Source organism: Rhizobacter sp. OV335, assembly GCF_900142965.1.
Taxonomy (GTDB): domain Bacteria; phylum Pseudomonadota; class Gammaproteobacteria; order Burkholderiales; family Burkholderiaceae_C; genus Rhizobacter.
In genome coordinates, this window is record NZ_FRCQ01000012.1 from 34,971 (window position 1) to 59,354 (window position 24,384).

The following is a 24,384-nucleotide window of genomic DNA, read 5'->3' on the forward strand; positions in this document are numbered from 1 at the left end:
CGGACCTGAGGCGCTGGCCGCACGCGGCAGCATCTCACGCCGGCCCGCCGTGCACCATGGCCACGTGCATCGGCGGGCGGCGCCGGCCGCTCAGCGGCCGGGCCGGCGGCGCAGCAGCGCGTGCAGCGCGATCGCACCGAAGGTCGCGGTGCCGATGCCGCCGAGCGTCAGGCCGCCGAACTTCAGCGTGTAGTCGCCGGTACCGAGGATCAGCGTGACCGCGGCGACGATCAGGTTGGTGTTGTCACCGAAGTCGACCCGGTTGTCGACCCAGATCTTGGCGCCGGCCACCGCGATCAGCCCGAACACGACGATGCTGACGCCGCCCATCACCGCCAGCGGGATCGCCTGGATCAGCGCGCCGAACTTCGGGCTGAAGCCGAGCACGATCGCGATCAGCGCGGCCACCACGAACATCGCGGTCGAGTAGATCTTGGTCGCAGCCATCACGCCGATGTTCTCGGCATAGGTGGTCACGCCGGTGCCGCCGCTCGCGCCGCTGACCATCGTCGCGAGGCCGTCGCCGATGAAGGCGCGGCCCATCAGCGCGTCGAGCGGCTTGCCGGTCATCGCGCCCACCGCCTTCAGGTGACCGAGGTTCTCGGCCGCCAGGATCACCGCGACCGGCGCGATCAGCAGCATCGCGTCGGCCTGGAACACCGGCGTGGCGAAGCCGGGCAAGCCGAACCACGCGGCCGCGGCGACGCCCGACAGGTCGAGCGGCTTGCCCAGTCCGAGGCCGTTGGCCAGCACGGCATAGATGACGCTCGCGACCAGCAGGCCGACCAGGATCAGCAGCCGCTGCGTCATGCCGCGGGTGTAGACCGCGACCACGCCGACGCTCAGGAAGGTGACGGCCTGCATCCAGGCGTCGAATGGCGTCGGCGCCATGTTCTTGATCGGCACGCCGGCCAGGTTCAGGCCGATCACCGCGACCACCGCGCCGGTGACGACCGGCGGCATCAGCGATTCGATCCACGCGGTGCCGGCGGCCGTGACCGCCAGCCCGATCAGCAGCACGACGGCGCCGCAGGCGACGATGCCGCCGAGCGCCGCGCCCAGGTTGGCATTCGGCCCATGGCCGCCATAGCCGCTGGCGGCGATGACGACCCCGATGAACGCGAAGCTCGAGCCCAGGTAGCTCGGCACCTTGCCGCCGACGACCACGAAGAAGATCAGCGTGCCGATGCCGCTCATCAGGATCGCGACGTTCGGGTCGAACCCCATCAGCAGCGGCGCCAGCACGGTGGCGCCGAACATCGCGATCACGTGCTGCACGCCCATCGCGAAGGTCTGCGGCCACGGCAGCCGCTCGTCGGGCGCGACGACCACGCCGGGTTGGGCGCTTCGAACGCGCCAGGTGGGAAGGGACATCGCGTTGCTCCTGTGTTCTTCTGATCGATCGCACCCGGGGCGGTGCGCGACGCAGTGTAGGAGCGCGGCGGAAACGAGTCACCCGGGCCGGCACCGATGGTCGGCGCCGCCCGGGTGGCGGTGGAACGTTCTGACGGATGTGAAAAAAGAGGGGAAACGGGACAGGTGCCGGGGGCTCGCTCTCATCCACCCCGGCTTGCCCGTTCCCCCTTGGACGTCACATACGTCGAGAAATCAACGCGCGGCGCGGACGCTGCCGGGCGGCGGGAACAGTGAAAGCTGCGCCGGAGCGCGGTTCGATTGCAGGACCTTGAACGACCGGTCGGTGCTGTTGCCGGCCTGCGGTGTGATGCGCGTCACGCTCGGCGTCGTCGCCGGGCGGACCATCAGGTGTTCGGTGCGCGGTGCCATCGCGGGCCCCTTCAGTGGCCGACCAGCCACTGGCTGGGCGCGAACTCGCTCGGGCGCACGGTGACCATCTCGGCCGCGGCCGGCGACAGCACGTTGGCGGCGCGTGCCAGCCAGTGCCGCACGTTGCCGCCGCCCTGTCCGGTGGCCGGCTGGGCCAGGCGCAGCAGCGACGAGGCGCCACCGCGGCAGCTCGGGGTCGCCGGGCGGGCCCGGCGGGATGAGGGGGTACGACGATGGAACAGCGGCATGGCAACGACGTCCTTGTGTTGGAGCTGCTGCCGGCGTGTAGCGGGAGAGTCACCGGACTGGCAGTCTGTACGCACTCAAGCGCAGCTTCCATGCCAGCCTGGTTTGCCGGGTTGCAAGCCCTCTGCGGACGAAAAATGCCGTGCGGTGCCCTGCTCACCGTCCGAATTTGGGCCAGACGGTAAGGTCGCGGTTACAGACTTGACCGGATTCGTCGATCCGCCGCACTAAATTCAAGAGGGTCGGTGACCGCTCGGGGTCCCTGTCGTGCCACTCATCTATTTGGCACGCACGTGCTCGACGACGGCCGTGATGCTTTGCGCATCCGACAGCACCCGCCGGTGGCCGAGGCCGCGGGTGGTCGCCAGCCGGGCATCGGGCAACGCCTGTTGCAGCGCCTGGCTGCCGGCCAGCGGCGCGACGCGGTCGCCCTCGTCGTGCAGCAGCAGCGTCGGTTGGGCCAGCCGCGGGCCCAGCCAGGCGGGCTCGAACTGCTGCAGAGGCACGCCTTCGCGGCGCTCGATCGCGGCGCGCATGCGCTCGGCCAGGCCGGCGCCCAGGCCGAAGCTGCCGCTGAACCAGTCCAGGAAGAGCCCGGGCGGCGGCGACGGCGCGATCAGCGCCAGGCGTTTCACCGGCAGGCCGCTGGCGGCGGCGTGGCTGGCCGCCAGTGCGCCCAGCGAATGCCCGACCACCGCGTGCAGCGGGCCGAGCCGGGCCGAGGCCGCCCACAGCGCGCGCACGAACTGCGGCAGCGTCGAACGCCACGCGGCGCTGCGACCGTGCGCCGGGAAATCCAGCAGCACCGGCGCGAAGCCGGCCGCCGCCAGCGCGTCGCCGAGCGGCTGCATCTGCAGCGCGTCGCCCGCCCAGCCGTGCACCAGCAGCACGGTCGGCAGCCCGGTGGGCAGGTCGGCCCGGCGGTAGACCGCGACCGTGCCGTGCTCGAACGGCCAGTGCGACAGCTGCCAGCCGGCCGGCACCGCACGCCGCCGCGCGGCGAGCTTCAGCGGCAGCGGCGTGAAGAACAGCCGCAGCGCGAGCCGCGTGCCGAGCCGGGGCGACAGCGTCTGCATGCCGCGCAGCGCGCGGCCGAGCCAGCGGGTGCTGCGGTTGGCGGCGTAGAAGGTGGTGGCGGGGTTGGGCGTGCTCATCAGAAGCAACCGAAATCGGCGTTGCTGCGCGGCACCGCGGCGACCACGCGCCACAACGACAGCGCGCCGCGCAGCAGCACACCAACGACCAGGGCGGACAGGGCAATCATCAGCATGGCAATCTCCTTGATTTCGCACGAACGTGCGAAATTGGTCGACGAGAAAAGAAAACGGTGGCGGTCATGTCAAGGCTGGAGCGATCGGATGATTCGTTCGTAGGCCGACCAGCAGCGGTCGGCGGCGCGTGGTTCGCGCAGGAAGCGGGCTTCGCGCATCAGTGCGACGAACAGGCCGTCCATCTCGAACACGAGCTGGTCGGCGTCGGTGCCGGCGCGCAGGTGGCCGGCGTCGATGGCCTGGATCACGGTGCGCTTGAGCGCGCTGCGCCAGCGCATCACGTGGTCGAGCAGCAGGTCGCGCAGCGGGCCCTCGCGGTCGTCGAACTCGAACGCGCCGGCGCAGTACAGGCAGCCGGTGCGGATCTCGACATCGCGGGCGCGCTGCAGCCACAGCCGCATGATCGCGTTCAGCCGCGGCAGGCCGCGCGGCTCGCGCATCGCCGGGACGAAGACGTCCTGCAGGAAGCGGCGGTCGTATTCGTCGATCACCGCGATCTGCAGCGCCTCGCGCGAACCGACGCGCGAGAACACGCCGCTCTTCGACAGCCCGAGGCGCTTGGCGACCTCGCCGATCGTCAGGCTGTCGAGCCCGTCGGAGGCGGCCATGCCGAGCGCGGTGTCGAGGATGGCGGCGAGCGTGAGCCCGCTGCGTTCCGTTCGGGTTTCCATCGGCGCAATTTAGCACGGTCGTGCGAAGTGTCAAGCCCCCGTCGACAGGTACTGTGGGGCCGTGGTACACCGCGTGGCGGTGCACGCGACGGAGGTGGCGCACTGTTCGAGGGAGAGGAGCCGATCGATGGCGCTGCCTGATGACGGATCGCGCATGCGCTGGCTGGTGGTCGGCCTGTGGCTGGTCGTGGTCGCCCTGCTGGCGGGGCTGAGCGCGTTCAGCGCCGACACGCTGTCGGCCGCCCGCGCGTACGTGGGTGGCGAGAGCCAGTGGTCCAAGGGCCAGAAGGATGCCATCTACCACCTCTTCCGCTACACCGAATCGCATGCCGAGGCCGACTACCAGCGCCACCTGGCGGCGCTCTCGGTGCCGCAGGGCGACCGGATGGCGCGGCTCGAACTCGACAAGCCCTTGCCCGACATGGCCGTGGTGCGCAGCGGCTTCCTGCAAGGCGGCAACCACCCGGACGACATCGACGCGCTCGCCCGCCTCTACCGGCGCTTTCGCCATGTCGGCTTCATGGCCGAGGCGATCGCCGCCTGGGTCGAGGGCGATGCGCAGATCGACGAGTTGAGCGCGCTCGGCCGCGAGATGCATGCCCGCATCCAGGCCGGGGACACGGGCTCGCCGGAGCTGCGTTTGCTGGTAGGGCGGATCCCGTCGTTGAGCGAGCGCCTGACCGAACTGGCCGTGCGCTTCTCGGGCTCGCTGGGCGAGGCTTCACGCATCACGCGCCGGCTGGTGACGACGGCGACGCTGCTGCTCGGCGCACTGCTGGCCGGTGCCGGCGTGTGGCTGACGATGCGCATGCACCACGCCCAGCGGCGCGCCGAGCACGCGCTGCGCGAGAGCAACGAGCGGCTCGCGACGGCGGCCGAGGGTGCGCACATCGGCGTGTTCGACTGGGATGTCGACCACGACCGCGTGCAACTCGATGCGCGCGCGGCGGCGCACTACGGGCTCGACGACGAGCCGGGTCCGCGCGACGGCGCACGGTTGTCGGGCGAGCGGGTCGACCCCGAGGACTTGCCCGCGCTGCGCGCCGCGCTCGCGCGGGCGGTGCATGGCGACGAGCTGGTCGCGTTGCGCTACCGCGTGCTGCTGCCCGATGGCCGGGTGCGCCACCTCGAGATGAACGCGCGACGCCGCGAGCAGGGCGCCGGTCGGCGCGTGGTCGGGCTGCTGTGGGACGTCAGCGACGACGTGGAAGCAGAGCAGCTGCGCCTGGACAAGCAGGCCGCCGACCGCGCGAACCAGGCCAAGACGCAGTTCCTGTCGCGCGTGAGCCATGAGCTGCGCACGCCGCTGAACGCGGTGCTGGGGTTTGCGCAGCTGTTGCAGACCGACGGCCGCGAGCCGCTGACGAGCCGGCAGGCCGCCAGGCTGCAGCACGTGCTCGACAGCGGCCAGCACCTGCTGGAACTGATCAACGAGCTGCTGGACCTGACGAGCATCGAGGACGGCGCGCTCGCGCTGTCGAGCCGCGACATCCCGCTCGCGCCGGTGCTGGGCGCGAGCCTGCGGCAGGTCGAGCCGCTCGCGCTGTCGATGGGCGTCACGCTGGCGATCGACGGCGCGCAGGCGCTGGCGGTGCACGCCGATCCGCGCCGGCTTGAGCAGGTGTTCTCGAACCTGCTGTCGAACGCGGTCAAGTACAACCGCGCGGGCGGCCGGGCCTGGGTGCATTGCGCGCAGGACGGCGCGCATGCGGTGGTGACGGTGCACGATACCGGCATCGGCATCGACGCCGGCAAGCTCGCGCAGCTCTACCAGCCGTTCAACCGATTGGGTGCCGAGAACACGCCGGTACCGGGCAGCGGGCTCGGCCTCGTGATCACGCGACAGCTGCTGCAGCGCATGGGCGCGACGATGAGCGTCGAGAGCGAGCGGGGCAGCGGAACGCGGGTGCGGGTGAGCCTGCCGCTGGCGCGGGTGAAGCGGCAGGAGGTGGTGCTGGAGGGGCGATGAGTGCTTGTTCGTCTTTGTGCGCGAAGCTGCCTCATCTGAACGGATAGGTCGTGCTCAATTGCCAATTCAGATAGGTCCCGTTATTGGGCGGTCTGCACGGTTCCTGCGCAATTCAGCAATCAGGTGAATTGTCATCATGAATTGACATCATTGATGGCGCGGATAGAGTCGCGAGCAGTCTGAATTGGTCATTGGGGGGATTCCATGTTGTCGATATCGAGCGCGGCCGCGCAAAGCGCCGCTGTGCGCGTCATGCCACGCGCGGGATGGCGCTTATTGATGTTCGTGTTGATGGCCGCGCTGGTGGTCCTGTGTACAGCGGTCGCGACGCCACCGGCGCACGCGAGCGGCACGTACATGATGAAACCGGACTGCTACAACTCGGGGACGTGGGCCGGATTGATCAAGCCGTGGGCGAAAGCGAGCCGGCAGTCGCCGGACTTCGGCTGCTTCGAGACGCCGCTCCAGGTGTTGGAGGCGCAATGCACCTTCCTCGTCACCAACGGCAACGCGAGTGACTGCGCGCTGTTCTCGCCGCCGCCACCGGTCACCGAGAACACCCCGCCGGGCAAGGGCTACAACCTCGCCCATGGAGGCACCCAGGGCACGACCTACTGGGACGTGCTCGTCAACTTCTTCGGCCTGTGCACGCCCCCCGCGGTGCAGACCGAGGGGCTGACCTGCAGCTGTCCGCCCAACACGGCGCAGAGCCAGGCGAGGGATCGGTGCGTGCCGATCAGCGTGGTGCCCGAGGCCCAGGCGGCACCGTGCGACTGCGCCGGCGGCCCGGGCCGGGGCAACCCGATCTACCCGCTGCGCGGCGTCAAGCGCGAGCGCATCGACCTGGGCATCACGATCGGCGGACTGCCGCTGGCGCTGACCTACGACAGCAGCAGCTTGGTGCCGCGGGTGCCGGCGGCATTGAACGACTTCGGCGGCGCGCCGATCATGCAGCCCTTGCTGGGCCGGGCCGAGTGGTCGGCTAGCTTCGTGCGTCGCCTGGTCCCCGAGGTGCTGGTGCGCGACGGCGAACCGGTGACGATCAATGCGGTGCGCGGCGACGGCACCGTGACGCCCTTCGACGACGCCCAGGGCCACTACGCGGCGCGCGCGGGCGGCGTGCAGCGGCTCACCAAGACGCCGGCTGTCGGCTACGTGCTCGAGGACCCGCGCGCGACCAGCCGCGAGTTCTACGCGCTCGACGGCACGCTGCAGCGCATCGAATGGGCGGACGGCCGGCGCGTGAGCTTCGGCTACAGCGACACCGGCACCCCGGCATCGATCGCGCCCGGCCCGGGCTACCTGATCCTGCTGAGCGACGGGTTCGACCGTCAAGTGCGCATTGCCTACGGCGAGGAGGTGCCGAACCCCTACGACCCGGGGTGGAACCTGCCCAAGCGCATCACGCTGCCGGACGGCGGGCTGCTGCGCCTGCAGTACAACAACCAGCGCAGCGTCAACGGGCTCACCTGGCCCGACGGCAGCCGCCGCGTCTTCCTGTACGAGAACGATCGCTTCCCGTGGGCGCTGACCGGCATTGCCGACGAACGCAATGTGCGGTACGCCGCCTTCGGCTACGACGACACGGGCGTGGCGGTGAGCAGCGTGCATGCCGGCGGAGTGGACGCAACCACGGTGCACTACGGCACGCCGCCGGCCATCGTGCTGTCCGACGAGGCGCTGGACGACGACGGTTCGCGGAGGGTGATGCGGTGGCAGGCGCCGCAGGACGTGGTGGTCACCGGGCCGAACGGCACGACCGAGACCTGGAGCACGACGAGCCTGAACGGGCACAACTTCATGAGCAGCCGCACGCAGGTGGCGGGCGCGGGAAGCGCCGCGGGTGCCAGCGCCCAGACCTTCGATGCGAAAGGCAATCTCGCGAGTGCGGACGACGTCGACGGCCGACGCGCCTGCTACATGAGCGACCCGGCCAGCGGGCTGCAGACCGTGCGCGTGGAGGGCTTGACGCAGCAGGCCTGCGACAGCGTGACCCCGGCCGATGTGGCGCTGCCGCCAGGTGCGCGCAAGACCAGCACTCAGTGGCACCCGGACTGGTCGCTGGAGCAGCGCCGTGCCGAGCCCGGGCAGATCACGACCCGCGTTTATCACGGCCAGCCGGATCCGTTCAACGGCAACGCGACGGCGAGCTGCGCACCGTCCAACGCCCAGCTGCTGGACGGGCGGCCGATCGTGGTGCCGTGCAAGGAGGTGGCGCGGGCGACGGCGGATGCCGACGGTCACCTCGGGTTCGGTGCGAGCTTGCAGCCCGGCACCATCGACACGGTGCACACCTGGACCTATGACGCGTACGGCCGGGTGCTGACAACGAAGGGCTCTCGCACGGATGTCAACGACGCGTCGAGCCTGGACTACTACACCGACACGAACGCCGATCACGCGAGGGCCGACCTGCGCAGCATCACCAACGCGAAGGGCCAGGTGACCACCTTTGACCGGTACAACAAATACGGGCAGGTACTGCAGAGCACCGACGCGAGCGGCGTGGTGACGGTGAACACCTACGACCCGCGGCAGCGCTTGCTGACGAACACGGTCGGCGGCGAGACGACGACGTACGCCTACGACGAAGCTGGTCAGCTCAAGAAGGTGAGCTTCGACAACGGCACCTGGGTGGGCTTCGACTACGACGATGCACACCGGCAGGTGGCGGCCTACGACAACAAGGCCAACCGCATCGACTATGTGCTGGACAACGCCGGCAACCAGACCGATCAGCGCGTGAAGGATCCGTCCGGTGCGCTCAAGCGCGGCTTGGCCCGGGCGATGGATGCACTGGGCCGTGCACAGCAAAGCACGGGCAGAGAGTGAGAACTATGAAGAAGACGATGAAGCGCAACCTGATCGCCGCGGCCGCAGTGACCTTGCTGACCCATGCAGCGATGGCCCAAGTGCCGCCCCCGCCCGTGTCTCCGACGCCGGTGACCACCTACGAATACGACGCCGAGGGCAATCCGACCAAGGTGACCAAGGCGCCGAGCAGCCTGAACCTGCAGAACAAGGCGAGCTACGACGCGCAGTACCGCGTGAAGGAGCTGACGGATCCGAAGAACGGCAAGACCGCGATCGAGTACGACGGCGGTGGACGCCCAACCAAGGTGATCGACCCGCGCAACCTGGTCACGCAGTACCCGCGCAACGGCTTCGGCGATGCGACGCAGCTGATCAGCCCGGACACCGGCATCACGAACGTCACCTACGACTCCGCGCGAAACCTGAAGACGCTGACTGACAGCCGGGGCGTGACGCAGACCTACACGTACGACGAGTTGAACCGGGTGACCAGCGTCGTCTACACACAGAGCGGCCAGCCGAGCCAGACCATCACGTGGACCTGGGACCTCACCGGCCCGGACTACCCGTACAGCATCGGCCGCCTGAGCCGCACCGATCACCCGAGCGGCTTCGCCCGAGTGAAGTACGACCCGCGGGGCCGGATCACGGAGGCGGTGCAGTCGGTGAACGCGAAGGCCGGTGCGAACACCGTTCCGATCGTGACGACGGTGAAGTACGCCTACTCGCATGGCGACCTGATGACCATCACCTACCCGTCGGGCCGGGTGCTGGTGATCACGCGCGATGTCGGCGAGCTGATCGGCATGAGCCTCTCAGCGAACGCTGGTGGCACGCCCATCCCTCTGATCAGCAACGTGAAGTGGGAGCCCTTCGGCCCGGTCAGCGGCTGGGACTGGCACATGACCAGCGGCCTCGTGACTCACATGCGGCAGTTCGACTTGAGCGGCCGCATCGTGCGCTATCCGCTGGGCAACGCGTTGCGCGACGTGACCTACGACGCGGCTGACCGCATCACCGGCTTCACGCACCTGCTGGCCAGCGACGGCATCGCGCAACCCGCACTCGATCAGAGCTTCGGCTACGACGAGAACAGCCGGCTCACCAGCATCACGACAGCCGCATCGAGCTGGTCGATCGCGTATGACCCGAATGGCAACCGCACCAGCGTGAGCCTGAACGGCAGCCCGAGCATCTACACGACCGAGGCGACGAGCAACCGGCTGACCAGCATCACGAACCCGGCGCGCAGCTTCGGCTATGACAACGCCGGCAACACGACCAGCGACAGCGCGGGCTACACGGCGAGCTACGGTCTGAACGGCTCGATCGCGAGCATCACGAAGGCCGGCGTGACCGGCAGCTACGACTACGACGCCGAGCGCAGGCGCATCCGCAAGGTGACAAGCACGGGCGAGACGGTGATCTTCGTGTACGACCTCGAAGGCCAACTGCTCGGCGAATACGACCAGACCGGCAAGCCGCTGCGCGAATACGTGTGGCTGGACAACATACCAGTGGCGATGTTCATGCCGGACCCCGCGAACGCGAGCAATCCCAACGCTGCGCCGCTGGTGTTCTACATCCACGCCGATCACCTGAACGCGCCGCGTATCGTGGTGGACCAGAACGGCGCCAAGCGCTGGCGCTGGCTGGCCGAGCCGTTCGGCACGACGGCGCCGGAGACCAATCCGGAGGGGCTCGGGGTCTTCACGCAGAACCTGCGCTTCCCGGGGCAATATGCGGATGCGGAGAGTGGGCTCTGGTACAACCATTTCCGGTATCTCGACAGCTCGAAGGGTCGCTACACACAATCGGATCCGGCGGGATTGGTGGGTGGAATCAACACCTTTGCCTACGTCGATGGGAATCCGCTGATGCTCATGGATCCGAACGGCCTCTGGAGCAGTGCGGATCTGCCGAGCTTGCCTGACGGCTTGGTGAATTTTTTTACTGGCTTTGGGTCGTACTACGGTGGACTGTGGAATGCGAGCAAGCACATGTATCAGCGAGCGGGCTTTGCCGGAGAGTGTCGACAAAGGCGAGCCATCGAGAATGAGGCCGCGCTGGCAGGAGGGTTACTCGCGCTTTCTAATCCGACTATTGCCGCCAATGCTGTTGCGCAGTTGGGCAACTGGGCTGCGAACCACAAGGCTTACCTAGCGGGAAGACTATCTGCCGGTGGAGTTACCAGTACTGTGACTCGCACAGGACCTTATGGGGGGATCTCACTGGGCCTCATTGCGGGCCTCGGCGACGCGCTCGAAAATATTGATCGCGCTGACGCGTCAAGTGCAGAGCACGTTCTTAGAGGCATCCTGGGGGATCGGCTGCCCGATCTACCTGACGTTCATCGAACAGAATGCGAGTGCAAAAAATGAAGATGCGAAATGCTCAGCGTCGAAACCCGTTCGACAACCCACTTTTGGCACTGCCGCTTCATATCTTGGCGTCAATAATTTTCTTCGGCACTGCGTACCTTTCTATTCGAATGAGCACGCTATGGCCTGTTGTGGCAGGAGGAATTGTACTGAGCTGCATGGAGGGTGTGTGGCTTTACTTTTTGCTGCGGAAGTAGAACTGCCCACCATCTGGAATGCTGGAATACTTGGCCTGGGAGGAATCAGTGTGATTCGTCAACTACTAAACTCTGAAGATGCGATCTGCGAGTGCCAGAAGTGACTTCAACCAATCATACCCATCTGCACGGCCCGGTCGTATTGAGAAATCTGACCAGTGGCGCGCCGTGGCAGGCCGAGTTCTTTGAATTGGATGCAGAAAAATCATCCATTCGACGTTTGCCGGAAAATGTTTCCAACAAGGGGAAAGCCGTTGGATTTGGCTCCAAGGCCATCGCCTTTTCCGGGGGGCAAACCTTATGGAATATTTCTGGCAGTATATTTTGCCGAGAATGAATGGATGTTGTTTGACGGTCGTAGGGCGCGGGCTCTGGAAAGAGTTGAAATTCTGTGGAGTCGTTCCAGAATGCATATTTTCGATGCCGGAAACGCCACGCTGCAGATTAAGAATGTTGTCGCGTCAGTGTCGATTCCATACCTTAGGCCTTGGCTTCGTCACTGGTTTGAGGATGGCTGGGCACTCGATGATATTGATATCGGATGGGTTATTGGCCATCTCGCATCCGATGCAGGTGCCAAGGTTCGATTGCTTGAGGCACTAAGAAAAGCGTGAGTAACGATCCATGTCGATGCAGTGATTGGGCGCCGGTCCCGGGGGATTTGGATGAGATTCGGGCTTGGCGCACATTGAACGGCCTTGGGTGCAAAGGCGCCATTCAAATGTTGATCGATAGTCCTTCGACCTTGCCAGAGGTGCTGTACTACTCGAAAGGCGGTTGCTTTCTCTACTACTTGGGTGTCCTTCTTGATTACCTCCTGTCTGAAGAGGCGAAAGCGAATTTCGCAGCAGCTGCGGGATTCATGAATCTTCTGACTACAAGGCATCCATCTCCGACTTTCTGCGTTGGCACTGCCGGCATTACCTTGTTGGAAGGCGCGCGCCAGATTGCCGCAAGGCAAGATTTCTATGAAGCGGATGAGGACATCTTTGGCAGGTTTCCCGAGCTGTATAAACGGTATGCCTCTGGTTGAGAGGCAGGGCGGCCTCAAGCCTGAAGCCCATCCCCCCGATACCCCCGCGGAATCGCCCCCAGCAACCGCTTCGTGTACTCCTGCTGCGGCTGCTCCAAGATCTGCGCGACGCTCGCCTGCTCGACCACCTCGCCGTCCTTCATCACCAGCACCTCGTCGGCCATGAAGCGCACCACCGCCAGGTCGTGGCTGATGAAGATGTAGGCCAAGCCCAGTTCGTCCTGCAGGTCCTTCAGCAAATTCAGCACCTGCGCCTGCACCGACACGTCGAGCGCGCTGACCGCCTCGTCCAGCACCAGCACCTCCGGGTCCAGCGTCAGGCAGCGCGCGATCGCGACGCGCTGGCGTTGTCCGCCCGAGAACTCGTGCGGGTACTTGTGCATCGCGCTGTCGTCCAGCCCGACCTTGTTCAACAACGCCCGCGCCCGCTGCTCGCGCTCCGCGCCATCGGCACCGATGCCGTGAATCGCCATCGGCTCGGTCAGCGTCTGCCCGATCGTGAAGCGCGGGTTCAGCGACGCATACGGGTTCTGGAACACCACCTGGATGCGCCGGCGCATCGGCAGCAGCTCGCGACGGCTCAAGCGCAGCAGGTCCTGCCCGTCGAACATCACCTTGCCGCCGACCGGCCCGCCGTTCACCTCGTGCAGGCGCAGCAGCGTCAGTCCCATCGTCGTCTTGCCCGAGCCCGATTCGCCGACCACGCCCAGCGTGTGCCCGCGCCGCAGCGTGAAGCTCGCGCCCTTCACCGCACGGAACTCCTTGCGGCCGAACACGCCGCTGCGCAGCCAGAAACTCTTCGTCAGGTCGCTGGCGTCGATCACGATCGGCGCCAGTGCATCCTTCGGTGCCGGCGGTGCGGCCGCCGCACGGCCGGCGATGTGGTCGTCGATCACCATCAGCCGCGCGCCGCGCTGCACCAGCGTCGGCCGGCAGGCCAGCAGCGCCTTGGTGTACGCATCGCGCGGCGCGCTGAAGATGCCGGCCACCGGCCCCTGCTCGCGCACCGTGCCCTGGCGCAGCACCACCACCTGGTCGGCGATCTCGCCGACCACGCCCAGGTCGTGCGTGATGAACAGCATGCTCATGCGGTGCTGCGTCTTCAGCTTCGCGAGCAGCTCCAGGATCTGGCGCTGGATCGTCACGTCGAGCGCCGTCGTCGGCTCGTCGGCGATCAGCAGCTTCGGCTCGCACGACAGCGCCATCGCGATCATCACGCGCTGCTGCTGCCCGCCCGACAGTTCGTGCGGGTACGCCGCCAGCCGCCGCTTCGGCTCCGGCAGCCCCACCTCGACCAGCAGCGCCTCGGCGCGCACCAGCGCCTGCCTGCGCGTCAGCCCGAGGTGGCGCATCAGCGGCTCCACCAGCTGCTGCCCGACGGTGAACACCGGGTTCAGCGAACTCATCGGGTCCTGGAACACGCAGGCGATGTCCTTGCCGCGCAGCGCCTGCAGCTCGGGCAGCGTCGCGGCCAGCAGGTCGCGGCCCTGGAAGCTGATGGCGCCCTGCCGCTCGGCATTGCTCGGCAGCAGGTTCAGGATCGACATCGCGGTCACGCTCTTGCCCGAGCCCGATTCGCCGACCAGCGCCACCGTGGTGTTCTCCGGCACGTCGAAGCTGACGCCGACCGACTGCCCGTCGATGTCGCGGCCCACCGCCTGCGTGCGCTGCACCACGCCACCATCGTTGCCCACGCGGAACGACACGCGCAGGTCCTTGATCGTCAACAAGCTCATTCGAGTCCCCGCAGCTTCGGATCCAGCGCATCGCGCAATGCATCGGCGAACAGCGAGAACGCCGTCACGAACACCGCCATGAAGGCGGTCGCCGCCACCAGCTGCCACCAGTAGCCGAGGATCAGCTCGCTCTGCGCCTCGGCCAGCATCGTGCCCCACGACACGTCGTCGACGCCGACGCCCAGCCCGAGGTACGACAGGATCACCTCGAACTTGATGAAGCCCACCACCAGCAGCGACATGCGCACCAGGATCACGTGGCTGATGTTCGGCAGGATGTGGCGGAACATGCGCGACGTTGTCGACGCCCCGATCGCCTCGGCCGAACGCACGTACTCGCGCACCGAATGCTTCAGGAACTCGGCGCGCACCTGGCGGTACATGCCGGTCCAGCCGACCAGCGCGAGGATGATCGCGACGCTGCTGATGCCGCGCCCGAAGATCACCGCGAACGACAGGATCAGCAAAATGTCCGGGATCGACGTGAACACGCTGTACAGCCACTCGAGAAAATCACCGATCTTGCCGCCGAAGAAGCCCGCCAGCGCGCCCAGCAGCGTGCCGATCACGCTGGCCGCGATGGCAGCCAGCAGGCCGACGAACACCGAGGTCTGCGTGCCCTTCAGCGCCTTGGTCAGCACGTCGCGCCCGATGCGGTCGCCACCGAACGGCAGCGTCTCGCGCTTGATGCTGTCCTCGGTCTTGAACTTGGCGGCGCGCTCGTCCCATTCCTTGTAGCGCGGCGCCAGCGGGTCCACCGCCGAGAGGTCGACGTTCGGCCCCTTCGGCACCGGGATCGCGCTCTGCTCCACGGCGGCTGCCGGCCCCATGAAGGTCGGCGGCGCATTCGGCACGCCCACTTCCTTCTGCCAGCCGCGGGCCAGCAGCCCGACCGAACCCAGCAGCACCAGCAGCGCGAACGCCGCCACCACCACCATCGACACCATGCCGACGCGGTCGGCCTTCAGCCGCTTCCACGCGGCCCGCCAGACGCCCATCGATTGCCGCGCGGGCAGCGCTGCAGGAGCAAGCGCCGCGCTCATTTGAGGACCACCCGCGGGTCGATCAGCTTGTAGAGGATGTCCGCGCCCAGGTTCACCAGCATCGTCAGCATCGCCAGGTAGATGGTGACCGCCTGGATCACCGGGTAATCGCTGCGGTTCACCGCCAGGATGATCTCGCGCCCCAACCCCGGGATCGAGAAGAACACCTCGATCAGGAACGAGCCGACGAACACGCCCGGCAGCGCCAGCGCGATGTTGGTGACGATCGGGATCATCGCGTTGCGCAGCACGTGCTTGAACAGCACCGTGCCCTCGGTCATGCCCTTGGCGCGCGCGGTGCGCACGTAGTCGTGGCCGAGCTCGTCGAGGAAGAAGGTGCGGTACAGCCGCGTCTGCGGCGCGAGGCCCACCAGCAGCGCCAGCAGCACCGGCAGCGGCACGAAGACCGCGAGGTTGGTCAGCGTACTGTCGCTCCAGCCCTGCACCGGGAACCAGCCGAGCTGGAAGCCGAACACGTACTGGCCGACGATGATGTAGACCAGGAACGAGATCGACAGCGCGACGGTGGAGATCACCATGATGCTGCGGTCGGCCAGCGAGCCGCGGCGGTAGGCCACCCACATCGCGATCGGCAGCGCGAGCAGCGTGTCGAGCACGAGGATCGGCAGCATCACCGTCAGCGTGGCCGGCGCGCGTGTCGCGAAGATGCTGCTCACGGCCTCCTGGGTGGCCCAGCTGTGGCCCCAGTCCAGCGTCACGATGCTGCGGAAGTAGATCAGCAGCTGCTGCCACACCGGCTTGTTCAGCCCGAGCTGCTCGCGGATCGCGTCGACCTGCTGCGCCGTGGCGTTCAGGCCGCCGAGGATTTCGGCCGGGTCGCCGCCAAAGTACTTGAAGAGGAAGAACACCAGCAGCACCACCCCGATCAAGGTCGGGATCATTTGCCACAGGCGCCGTATCAGGTAGGCCGCCATATCGTCGTGAGCGTCTCGGGTCGAGAAAAGAGGACCGGCCCGCCCCGCCGGCCCGGGTCGGGGGGCGGCGCGGGCCGGCGGGGCAGGCGCGAGTCTAAGGCCCGGCCCGAACCCCCCTGCCCCGCGTTTGCCCTCAGGAACTTCGCAGCGCACGCAACTTGCATGCCGGTGCGAAAGTTCCCGCGTGCAGGCCCGGGGCAAGCCCGGAGGACACCCGCGCCGGGCAGGCCCTAGACTTCGCGCCTTCGGCATGCCGCCGCGCCACGAGCGTCGGCGGCGTACCCTCCCACCAGGAGTCCGTGACCATGATCCGACGCGGTGCAGCCGGGCTGCTCGCCTTCTTCGCCCTCTGCTGTTCGGCAGCGCCACCGGCGCCCGCCGCGCAGCCCGCGGCGCCGCTGAAAGTGCTGAGGTATGCCTTCCCGGTGGCCGAGACCGGGTTCGACCCGGTGCAGCTCAGCGATCTCTATTCGCGCACCGTCACCGCCGGCATCTTCGAGGCGCCGCTGACCTTCGACTACCTCGCGCGGCCGATCCGCATGAAGCCGAACACCGCCGCGGCGATGCCGGAGATCAGCGACGACTTCAAGACCTTCACGTTCCGGCTGAAGCCCGGCACGTATTTCCAGGACGACCCGGCCTTCAAGGGGCAGCGCCGCGAGCTGGTCGCGCAGGACTACGTCTACACGCTGAAGCGCCACTACGACCCGCAGTGGAAGAGCCCCAACCTCTACCTGCTCGAGAACTCGAAGCTGCTCGGGCTGTCGGAATTGCGTCGCCAGGTGGTGGCTTCGAAGCAGCCCTTCCCGTACGACCGCGAGGTCGACGGCCTGCGCGCGCTCGACCGCTACACCTTCCAGGTGCGGCTGGCCGAGCCGTCGCCGCGCTTTCACCAGCAGATCATGACCGACCCCGGGGCCTTCGGCGCGATGGCGCGCGAGGTGGTCGAGTTCTATGGCGACAAGATCATGGCGCACCCGGTGGGCACTGGTCCGTTCCGGCTCGCCGACTGGCGCCGCAGCTCGCTGATCGTGCTCGAGCGCAACGCCGGCTACCGCGAGCAGCTCTACGAAGAAGAGGCACCGGCCGACGACCCGCGCTCGCAGGCCATCGTGCGCGCGATGAAGGGCAAGCGCATCCCGATGCTCGACCGCATCGAGATCTCGATCATCGAGGAGGCGCAGCCGCGCTGGCTGAGCTTCCTGAATGGCCAGAGCGATTTCCTCGAGCGCCTGCCGCCCGAGTTCTCGGGCATCGCGATCCCGCGCAACCGGCTCGCGCCGAACCTGGCCAAGCGCGGCATACAGATGGACCAGGCGCCGCTGGCCGACGCGGTGATCGCCGGCTTCTTCAACCACGAGAACCCGGTGGTCGGCGGCTACACGCCCGAGAAGGTGGCGCTGCGGCGCGCGATCTCGCTGGCCTACAACACGCCGGCCGAGCTGCAGCTCGCGCGCAAGAACCAGGCGGTGCCGGCGCAGACCGCGATTGCGCCGGCGGTGTACGGCTACGACCCGACGGTCAAGACCGAGATGAGCGACTACGACCCCGACCGGGCGCGCGCGCTGCTCGACACCTACGGGTATGTCGACCGCGACGGCGACGGCTGGCGCGACCTGCCCGACGGCAGCCCGCTGCTGATCGAATACTCGACGCAGCCCGACCAGCTGAGCCGCCAGCTCGTCGAGCTGTGGGACAAGAGCATGCGCGCGGTCGGCATCCACATGGTCTTCAGGACCGCGAAGTGGCCGGAGAACCTGAAGTCCTCGCGCGCCGGCAAGCTGATGATGTGGGGCGTGGGCTGGGCCGCGACGACCCCGGATGCCGACACCTTCCTCGCGCTCGCGTACGGCCCGAACAAGGGCGGTGCCAACCATTCGCGCTTCGACCTGCCGGCCTTCAATGTGCTGTTCGAGAAGCAGGGCCGCATGCCCGACGGGCCGGAGCGCGAGGCCGTGCTGCGCGAGGGGAGCAAGCTGATGGTGGCCTACATGCCGTACAAGATCAGCGGGCACCGCATCGCCACCGACCTGATGCACCCGTGGGTGCTGGGCTACCGGCGCAATCCGTTCGTCCGCGAGTTCTGGAAATTCCTCGACATCGACACCGCGCTCGAGCAAGCGCGCACCGCCCCATGATCCGACGCTTCCTCCTGATCGCCGGTACCGCGCTGGCCACCCTCGCCACCGCAGCGGGCAACGCTGCGGCGCAATCGCAGGCCGCCTCTCAGGCCGCCGCCTCTCCCGGGCTCAAGACCTTCCGCTGGGCCCTTCTGTCTGCCGAGACCGGCTTCGACCCGGTGAAGATCAGCGACCTGTACTCGCGCTACGTCACGACGCACCTGTTCGAGGCGCTGGTCCGCTACGACTACCTGGCCCGCCCGTTCAAGGTGCGGGCGGAGGCAGCGGCCGCGATGCCCGAGGTGTCGGCCGATTTCCGCACCTACACCTTCCGCATCCGCCCCGGCGTGTACTTCCAGGACGACCCGGCGTTCAAGGGCCAGCGCCGCGAGCTGGTCGCGCAAGACTTCGTCTACGCGATCAAGCGCTTCTTCGACCCGGCCAACGCGAGCCCGAACTACGCGGAGATGAACGACCAGGGCTTCATCGGCCTGGACGAGCTGCGCCAGCAAGCGCTGGCGAAGAAGACACCGTTCGACTACGACAAGCCGGTCGAAGGCCTGCGCGCGCTGGACCGCCACACGCTGCAGATCAAGCTGGAGAGCCCGCGCCCGCGCCTGCTCTTCACGCTGGCCGACAGCAGCCTGTACGGCGCCGTCGCGCGCGAGGTCGTCGAGTTCTACGGCGACAAGACGATGGAGCACCCGGTGGGCACCGGGCCGTTCCGGCTCGCCACCTGGCGGCGCAGTTCGCAGATCGTGCTGGAGCGCAACCCCGGCTTCCACGAGGCCTTCTACGATGCCGAGCCGAATGCCGACGATGCCGAAGGCCAGGCGCTGCTGCAGCGCTTCAAGGGGCGCCGGCTGCCGATGATCGACCGCGTCGAGATCTCGATCATCGAGGAGAGCCAGCCGCGCTGGCTGGCCTTCCTGAACGGCGAGACCGATCTCGTCACGGTGCCGCTGGAGTTCGCGAACCAGGCGGTGCCGAACGGCAAGCTGGCGCCGAACCTGGCGAAGCGCGGCATCCAGATGCAGCGCGTCGTCAACCCGGACCGCACGCTGTACTACTTCAACATGGAAGACCCGACCGTCGGCGGCTACACCGCCGACAAGGTCGCGCTGCGCCGCGCGATCCGGCTGGCCATCGACGTGACGCGCGAGATCAACGGCGTGCGACGCGGCCAGGCCATCCCGGCGCAGAGCATGGTGGCGCCCGGCACCTTCGGCTACGACCCGAACTACAAGACCGAGAACAGCGACTACAACGTTCCGCGCGCGAAGGCGCTGCTCGACATGTACGGCTACGTCGACCGCAACGGCGACGGCTGGCGCGACATGCCCGACGGCAGTCCGCTGGTGATCCAGTACGCCACCTCGCCGGACAGCCTGCAGCGCCAGTTCGACGAGCTGTGGAAGAGGAACATGGATGCGATCGGCGTGCGCGTCGAGTTCAAGCCCGCCCAGTGGCCCGAGAACCTGAAGGCGGCGCGCGCCGGCCAGCTGATGGTGTGGCAGCTCGGCTACACCGCGTCGACCCCCGACGTGCAGGACGCGATGCAGCTGCTCTACGGCCCGGGCGCCGGCGGCCAGAACCTCGGACGGTTCAGGAACGAGCGCTTCGATGCGATCTACGACCGCATGCGCAGCATGCCCGACGGCCCGGAACGCCTCGCGCTGCTCGACGAGGCGAACCGCATCGTGACGGCGCTCGCGCCGCACAAGTACAACGTGCACCGCATCGTGACCGACCTGGCGCAGCCGTGGATCGTCGGCTACCGCAGGCCGGTTTTCGTGAGCCGCTTCTGGCAGTACCTGGACATCGACGAGAGTCGCCGGGTCTCCCACTGAACGGCGCGGCGCAGCGGACATGGAGCTGACGCGCCGCACCTGGCTTGCCGCCTCGGCCGCGCTGTCGTGCGGCGCGCCGGGCCTCGCGGAGGCGGCCGACAAGACACTGCACCTGGCCTTCGGCGTCGCCGAGACCGGCTTCGATCCGTGCCAGATCTCGGACGTCAATTCGGCGCAGGTGGTGTCGGCGATCTTCGACGCGCCGCTCACCTACGACTATCTCGCGCGCCCGGTGAAGCTGCGCCCGAACACGGCGGCGCTGCCCGAGATCAGCGACGACTTCAAGACCTTCACGTTCCGCCTGCGCCCCGGCATCTTCTTCGCCGACGACCCGGCCTTCGGCGGCAAGCCACGCGAGCTGGTCGCGCAGGACTACGTCTACAGCGTCAAGCGCTTCTACGACCCGCGCCTGAACTGCGAGAACATCTACGTGTTCGAGAACGCGAAGCTGCGCGACCTGACCGAGCTGCGCGCGCAGGCCAGCAAAAGCGGCAAGCCCTTCGACTACGACCGCGAGGTGGAAGGCATCCGCGCGCTCGACCGCTACACCTTCCGCATCCGGCTGGCCGAGCCGAGCCCGCGCTTCCACCATTGGTTCACGCAGGGCGCGCTGGTGGGGGCGGTCGCGCGCGAGGTGGTCGAGCATTACGGCGCCGAGATCGCCGCGCACCCGGTGGGCACCGGCCCGTTCATGCTCGCGAGCTGGCGCCGCGCATCGCGCATCGAACTCGTGCGCAACCCGCGCTTTCGCGAGCTGCACTTCGAGGCCGAGCCCGCGCCCGACGATGCGCCGGCCCAGGAGATCGCGCGCCAGCTGGCCGGCCGGCGCCTGCCGGTGGCCGAGCGCATCGAGGTCAGCGTGATCGTCGAGGCTCAGCCGCAGTGGCTCGCCTTCGTCAACGGCGCGCTCGACGTGCTGGAGCTGCCGGTGGAGTTCACGCCGATCGCGGCGCCGGGCAACCGCATCGCGCCGCACCTCGCGCGCCAGGGCGTGCGGCTGCAGCGCAGCGCGAAGGCCGACATGGTGCTGACCTACTTCAACATGGACGACCCGGTGGTCGGCGGCAACACGCCGGACAAGGTCGCGCTGCGCCGCGCGATCTGCCTGGCCTACGACAACCGGCAGGACCTGGAGGACCTGCGCCACGGCCAGGGCATCCCGGCGCAGTCGGTGGTCGCGCCGTTCACCTCGGGCTACGAAGAGGACTACCGCAGCACGATGAGCGAGACCAGCATCGCCCGCGCGACCGCGCTGCTCGACCTGTGCGGTTTTGTCGACCGCGACGGCGACGGCTGGCGCGAGAGGCCCGACGGCAGCCCGCTGGTGCTGCGGCTCGCGTCGCGGCCGGACCAGCGCCAGCGCCAGTTCAACGAGCTGTGGCGCAAGTGCATGACGGCGGTGGGGCTGCGCATCGAGTTCGAGATCGCGAGCTGGCCGGACCTGCTGAAGCGGGGGCGCGCGGGCAAGCTGATGATGTGGGGCTTCAGCTGGGTGGCGGGCACGCCCGACGGCGGCTTCTTCCTCGGCATCGGCTACGGCCCGAACGCCAACGAATCGAACGATGCGCACTTTGCGCTGCCGGCCTACGATCGGTTGTTCGAGCGGCAGAACGTGCTGCCCGACGGGCCGGAGCGCGCGGCGCTGATGCGCGAGGCGAAGAACATCCTGGTGGCGTACATGCCGTACAAGGCGCATGTGCACACCGTCGTCAGCGACGTGCTGCACCGGCGCGTGATCGGGCACCTGAGGCATCCGTTCATGCGCGACACCTGGCAGTTCATCGGCATCGAATAGAGGCATGTGATGGCAGTCCCGAGACCGCAGATCCTGCGCTACACCGACTGGCTGGCCCGCGAGCGCGGCCTGCAGTTCGACGCGACCACGCACGAAGGCTACGACGCGCTGTGGCGCTGGTCCGTGACCGATCTCGACGCGTTCTGGCGCTCGATCTGGGACTTCTACGGCCTGCGGTCGCCGACCCCGTTCACGCAGGTGCTCGCCGACGACCGCATGCCCGGTGCGCGCTGGTTCGACGGCGCGCAGCTGAACTACGCGCAGCAGGTGTTCCGCCACGCCGACGCGGCGCATGCGGCCGGGCACCCGGCGGTGGTGTTCCAGGACGAGCGCCTGCGCGACTGCGCCAGCCTGCTCGAATGGAGCTGGCCGAAGCTGCGCCGCCAGGTGGCGCAGCTGGCGGCGCACTACCGGCGGCTCGGCGTCGTGCGCGGCGACCGCATCTGCGCCTTCATGCCGAACACGCCGCAGACGCTGGTCGCCTTCCTCGCGGCCGCGAGCCTCGGCGCGGTGTGGTCGGTGTGTTCGCCCGACATGGGGCCGGTCGCGGTCCTCGACCGCTTCCGCCAGATCGAGCCGACGCTGCTGGTCGGCTGCGACGGCTATGTGCATGGCGGCACCGCGCACGAGCGGCTCGCGCTGCTGCAGGACCTGGTGAAGGAGCTGCCGACGCTGAAGCACGTGCTGCTGTGGCGCAACCTCGGCGGCGCGCTGCCGGCCGGCTGGCACGACTTCGACGGGCTGCTGTGCGGCGACCTGCCGCTGCAGATCGATCCGCTGCCGTTCGACCATCCGCTGTGGATCGTCTATTCGAGCGGCACGACCGGGCTGCCGAAGGCGATCGTGCACGGCCATGGCGGCGTCGTGCTGGAGCACCTGAAGTTCATGGGGCTGCACAACGACCTTGGCCCGAGCGCCGAGGGCGGCGACCGCTTCCACTGGTACAGCGCGACCGGCTGGATCATGTGGAACTGCCAGATCGCCGGGCTGCTGAACGGCACGACGATCTGCCTGTACGACGGCAGCCCGTCCGGGCGCAGCGGACAGCCGGACTGGAGCACGCTGTGGCGCTTCGTCGCCGATTCCGGCAGCACCTTCTTCGGCGCCGGCGCGGCGTTCTTCGCGAGCTGCATGAAGGCCGGCCTGGAGCCCGCGCGGATGCCGGGGCTGGCGCGGCTGCGCGCGCTCGGCAGCACCGGCTCGCCGCTGTCGGCCGACGTGTACCGCTGGGCGGCGCAGCACCTGCCGCGTGTCGACGACCGGCCGATGTGGCTGACCTCGCTGTCGGGCGGCACCGATTTCGCCGGTGCCTTCGTGGCCGGGTTGCCGACGCTGCCGGTGGTCGAGGGCGAGATGCAATGCCGCTGCCTCGGTGCCGCGGTCGAGGCCTGGAGCGAGCCCGATCCGGCGACCGGCCGCGGGCAGGCGCTGGTCGACGAGGTGGGCGAGCTGGTGTGCACGCGGCCGATGCCGTCGATGCCGCTGTATTTCTGGGGCGATGCGGACGGGCGGCGATACCGCGAGAGCTACTTCGACATGTACCCCGATGGAAATGGAAGACCTGCGGTCTGGCGCCACGGCGACTGGCTGCGCATCACGCCACGCGGCGGCGCGGTGATCTACGGCCGCAGCGATGCGACCATCAACCGCCACGGCATCCGCATGGGCACGGCCGAGCTGTACCGCGCGGTCGAAGCGTTGCCCGAGGTGGTGGACAGCCTGGTCGTCGACCTGGAGTACCTGGGCCGCGAGAGCTGGATGCCGCTGTTCGTCGTGCTGCGCGAAGGCCGCTTGCTGGATGACGCGCTGGTCGCGCGGCTGAAGCAGGAGATCCGCGGCGCGTTGTCGGCGCGGCATGTGCCGAACGAGATCTTCCAGGTGGACGCGATCCCGCGCACGCTGTCGGGCAAGAAGATGGAGCTGCCGGTCAAGAAGCTGCTGATGGGCACGCCGGCCGAGCAGGTGTTCAAGCTCGATGCGATGGCGAATGCGGGCTGCGTGGCGTGGTTCGCCGAATTTGCCCAGCGCCGCAATGCGGCCTAGAGGGGGAGTTCGGTGAAGTAACGGCCGCCGTGATAGATCAGCGGCTGCGCACCTTCGCGCCGCTCGCAGCGCTCGACCTCGCCGACGAAGATCACGTGGTCGCCCTCTTCGTACTGGCTGCGGTTGAAGCATTCGAACACCGCTGCCACCCCTTCGAGCACCGGCGCACCGCCAACGCCTTCACGGAAGCGCAGCCCGGCGAAGCGGTCCACGTCCTTCGACGCGAAGCGTTCGGCCAGCGGGCGCTGGTCGGCGGCGAGGATGTTGATCGCGTAGTGCGAGCCGCGCGTGAACGCCGGCATCGAGCCGGCGCGGCGCGACAGGCTCCACAGCACCAGCGGCGGCGACAGCGACACCGAGTTGAACGAATTGGCGGTCAGGCCGACCGGGTTGCCGTGCAGGTCGCACGCGGTAACGATCGTGACGCCGGTGGCGAACATCCCGAGCGCAACGCGGAACTCCTGGGCCGAGAAACTGGGTGCCATGGGGCGCAGC

The 24,384-nt window shown here is 68.0% G+C and carries 20 protein-coding genes; 10 read left to right on the forward strand and 10 right to left on the reverse strand.

Translation table 11 applies throughout. The annotated features are described in order from the left end of the window. Positions 1–90 precede the first annotated feature (90 nt). The 5 genes from BUE42_RS14305 to BUE42_RS14320 form a co-directional block, all read right to left on the reverse strand. Positions 91–1,374 carry a solute carrier family 23 protein gene (locus BUE42_RS14305; RefSeq protein WP_073465786.1) on the reverse strand — a complete coding sequence of 428 codons (1,284 nt, stop codon included), beginning with the start codon at positions 1,372–1,374 and terminating at the stop codon, positions 91–93. Between the two features lie 234 nt (positions 1,375–1,608). Then, entirely contained in the window at positions 1,609–1,785 is a 177-nt protein-coding gene (locus BUE42_RS33005) for a hypothetical protein (RefSeq protein WP_159445420.1), read from the reverse strand. A gap of 11 nt (positions 1,786–1,796) precedes the next feature. Beyond that, positions 1,797–2,033: a hypothetical protein gene (locus BUE42_RS14310; RefSeq protein ID WP_073465787.1), complete on the reverse strand. Its 237-nt coding sequence runs from the start codon at positions 2,031–2,033 to the stop codon at positions 1,797–1,799. Between the two features lie 276 nt (positions 2,034–2,309). Beyond that, on the reverse strand, positions 2,310–3,185 hold the full coding sequence (locus BUE42_RS14315) for an alpha/beta fold hydrolase (RefSeq protein WP_073465788.1): 876 nt from the start codon (positions 3,183–3,185) through the stop codon (positions 2,310–2,312). Positions 3,186–3,370: 185 nt separating this feature from the next. Then, positions 3,371–3,973, reverse strand: a complete 603-nt coding sequence (locus BUE42_RS14320; RefSeq protein WP_073465789.1) for a TetR/AcrR family transcriptional regulator — start codon at positions 3,971–3,973, stop codon at positions 3,371–3,373. Positions 3,974–4,100: 127 nt separating this feature from the next. Here BUE42_RS14320 and BUE42_RS14325 point away from each other — a divergent pair, with 127 nt between their 5' ends. After that, the gene (locus BUE42_RS14325; protein WP_073465790.1) at positions 4,101–5,942 is read left to right on the forward strand and encodes a sensor histidine kinase; all 1,842 of its coding nucleotides are present in this window, start codon (positions 4,101–4,103) and stop codon (positions 5,940–5,942) included. 188 nt (positions 5,943–6,130) lie between these two features. Here BUE42_RS14325 and BUE42_RS33010 read toward each other — a convergent pair whose 3' ends face one another. Continuing rightward, positions 6,131–6,301, reverse strand: a complete 171-nt coding sequence (locus BUE42_RS33010; RefSeq protein WP_159445421.1) for a hypothetical protein — start codon at positions 6,299–6,301, stop codon at positions 6,131–6,133. Here BUE42_RS33010 and BUE42_RS14330 point away from each other — a divergent pair. The 5 genes from BUE42_RS14330 (at position 6,300) to BUE42_RS32200 (ending at position 12,367) form a co-directional block, all read left to right on the forward strand. Next, complete coding sequence (locus tag BUE42_RS14330; RefSeq protein ID WP_143171497.1) at positions 6,300–8,774, forward strand: RHS repeat domain-containing protein; 2,475 nt, start codon at positions 6,300–6,302, stop codon at positions 8,772–8,774. The two genes, BUE42_RS33010 and BUE42_RS14330, sit on opposite strands and share 2 nt — an antisense overlap. A 17-nt stretch (positions 8,775–8,791) precedes the next feature. Then, positions 8,792–11,137, forward strand: coding sequence for an RHS repeat domain-containing protein (locus BUE42_RS14335; RefSeq protein WP_073465792.1), 2,346 nt, complete (start codon positions 8,792–8,794; stop codon positions 11,135–11,137). A 297-nt stretch (positions 11,138–11,434) separates the two neighbouring features. Continuing rightward, positions 11,435–11,671 (forward strand): hypothetical protein, encoded by a 237-nt coding sequence (locus BUE42_RS32190; protein WP_143171498.1) that lies wholly within the window; start codon positions 11,435–11,437, stop codon positions 11,669–11,671. 4 nt (positions 11,672–11,675) lie between these two features. Continuing rightward, positions 11,676–11,948, forward strand: a complete 273-nt coding sequence (locus BUE42_RS32195; RefSeq protein WP_143171499.1) for a hypothetical protein — start codon at positions 11,676–11,678, stop codon at positions 11,946–11,948. 107 nt (positions 11,949–12,055) lie between these two features. After that, complete coding sequence (locus tag BUE42_RS32200; protein WP_143171500.1) at positions 12,056–12,367, forward strand: hypothetical protein; 312 nt, start codon at positions 12,056–12,058, stop codon at positions 12,365–12,367. Positions 12,368–12,381: 14 nt separating this feature from the next. Here BUE42_RS32200 and BUE42_RS14340 read toward each other — a convergent pair whose 3' ends face one another. Genes BUE42_RS14340 through BUE42_RS14350 form a run of 3 tightly spaced genes read right to left on the reverse strand, consistent with a single transcriptional unit; the run spans position 12,382 to position 16,081 of the window. After that, on the reverse strand, positions 12,382–14,103 hold the full coding sequence (locus BUE42_RS14340; protein WP_073465793.1) for an ABC transporter ATP-binding protein: 1,722 nt from the start codon (positions 14,101–14,103) through the stop codon (positions 12,382–12,384). Further along, complete coding sequence (locus tag BUE42_RS14345; protein WP_073465794.1) at positions 14,100–15,146, reverse strand: ABC transporter permease; 1,047 nt, start codon at positions 15,144–15,146, stop codon at positions 14,100–14,102. Before BUE42_RS14345 ends, BUE42_RS14340 begins: the two co-directional genes overlap by 4 nt. Then, positions 15,143–16,081, reverse strand: coding sequence for an ABC transporter permease (locus tag BUE42_RS14350; RefSeq protein ID WP_073465795.1), 939 nt, complete (start codon positions 16,079–16,081; stop codon positions 15,143–15,145). The genes BUE42_RS14345 and BUE42_RS14350 overlap by 4 nt, the downstream gene beginning before the upstream one ends. A 305-nt stretch (positions 16,082–16,386) precedes the next feature. Here BUE42_RS14350 and BUE42_RS14355 point away from each other — a divergent pair, with 305 nt between their 5' ends. The 4 genes from BUE42_RS14355 to BUE42_RS14370 are packed head-to-tail and all read left to right on the forward strand — an operon-like array spanning position 16,387 to position 23,889. Continuing rightward, the gene (locus BUE42_RS14355; protein WP_073465796.1) at positions 16,387–18,219 is read left to right on the forward strand and encodes an ABC transporter substrate-binding protein; all 1,833 of its coding nucleotides are present in this window, start codon (positions 16,387–16,389) and stop codon (positions 18,217–18,219) included. Further along, positions 18,216–20,051 (forward strand): ABC transporter substrate-binding protein, encoded by a 1,836-nt coding sequence (locus tag BUE42_RS14360; protein WP_073465797.1) that lies wholly within the window; start codon positions 18,216–18,218, stop codon positions 20,049–20,051. Before BUE42_RS14355 ends, BUE42_RS14360 begins: the two co-directional genes overlap by 4 nt. A gap of 19 nt (positions 20,052–20,070) precedes the next feature. Then, positions 20,071–21,846 (forward strand): ABC transporter substrate-binding protein, encoded by a 1,776-nt coding sequence (locus BUE42_RS14365; RefSeq protein ID WP_073465798.1) that lies wholly within the window; start codon positions 20,071–20,073, stop codon positions 21,844–21,846. Between the two features lie 9 nt (positions 21,847–21,855). Continuing rightward, entirely contained in the window at positions 21,856–23,889 is a 2,034-nt protein-coding gene (locus BUE42_RS14370) for an acetoacetate--CoA ligase (RefSeq protein WP_073465799.1), read from the forward strand. On the opposite strand, the gene BUE42_RS14375 is transcribed toward BUE42_RS14370, so the two are convergent. Continuing rightward, on the reverse strand, positions 23,886–24,374 hold the full coding sequence (locus tag BUE42_RS14375) for a flavin reductase family protein (RefSeq protein WP_235002337.1): 489 nt from the start codon (positions 24,372–24,374) through the stop codon (positions 23,886–23,888). The two genes, BUE42_RS14370 and BUE42_RS14375, sit on opposite strands and share 4 nt — an antisense overlap. Positions 24,375–24,384 lie beyond the last annotated feature (10 nt).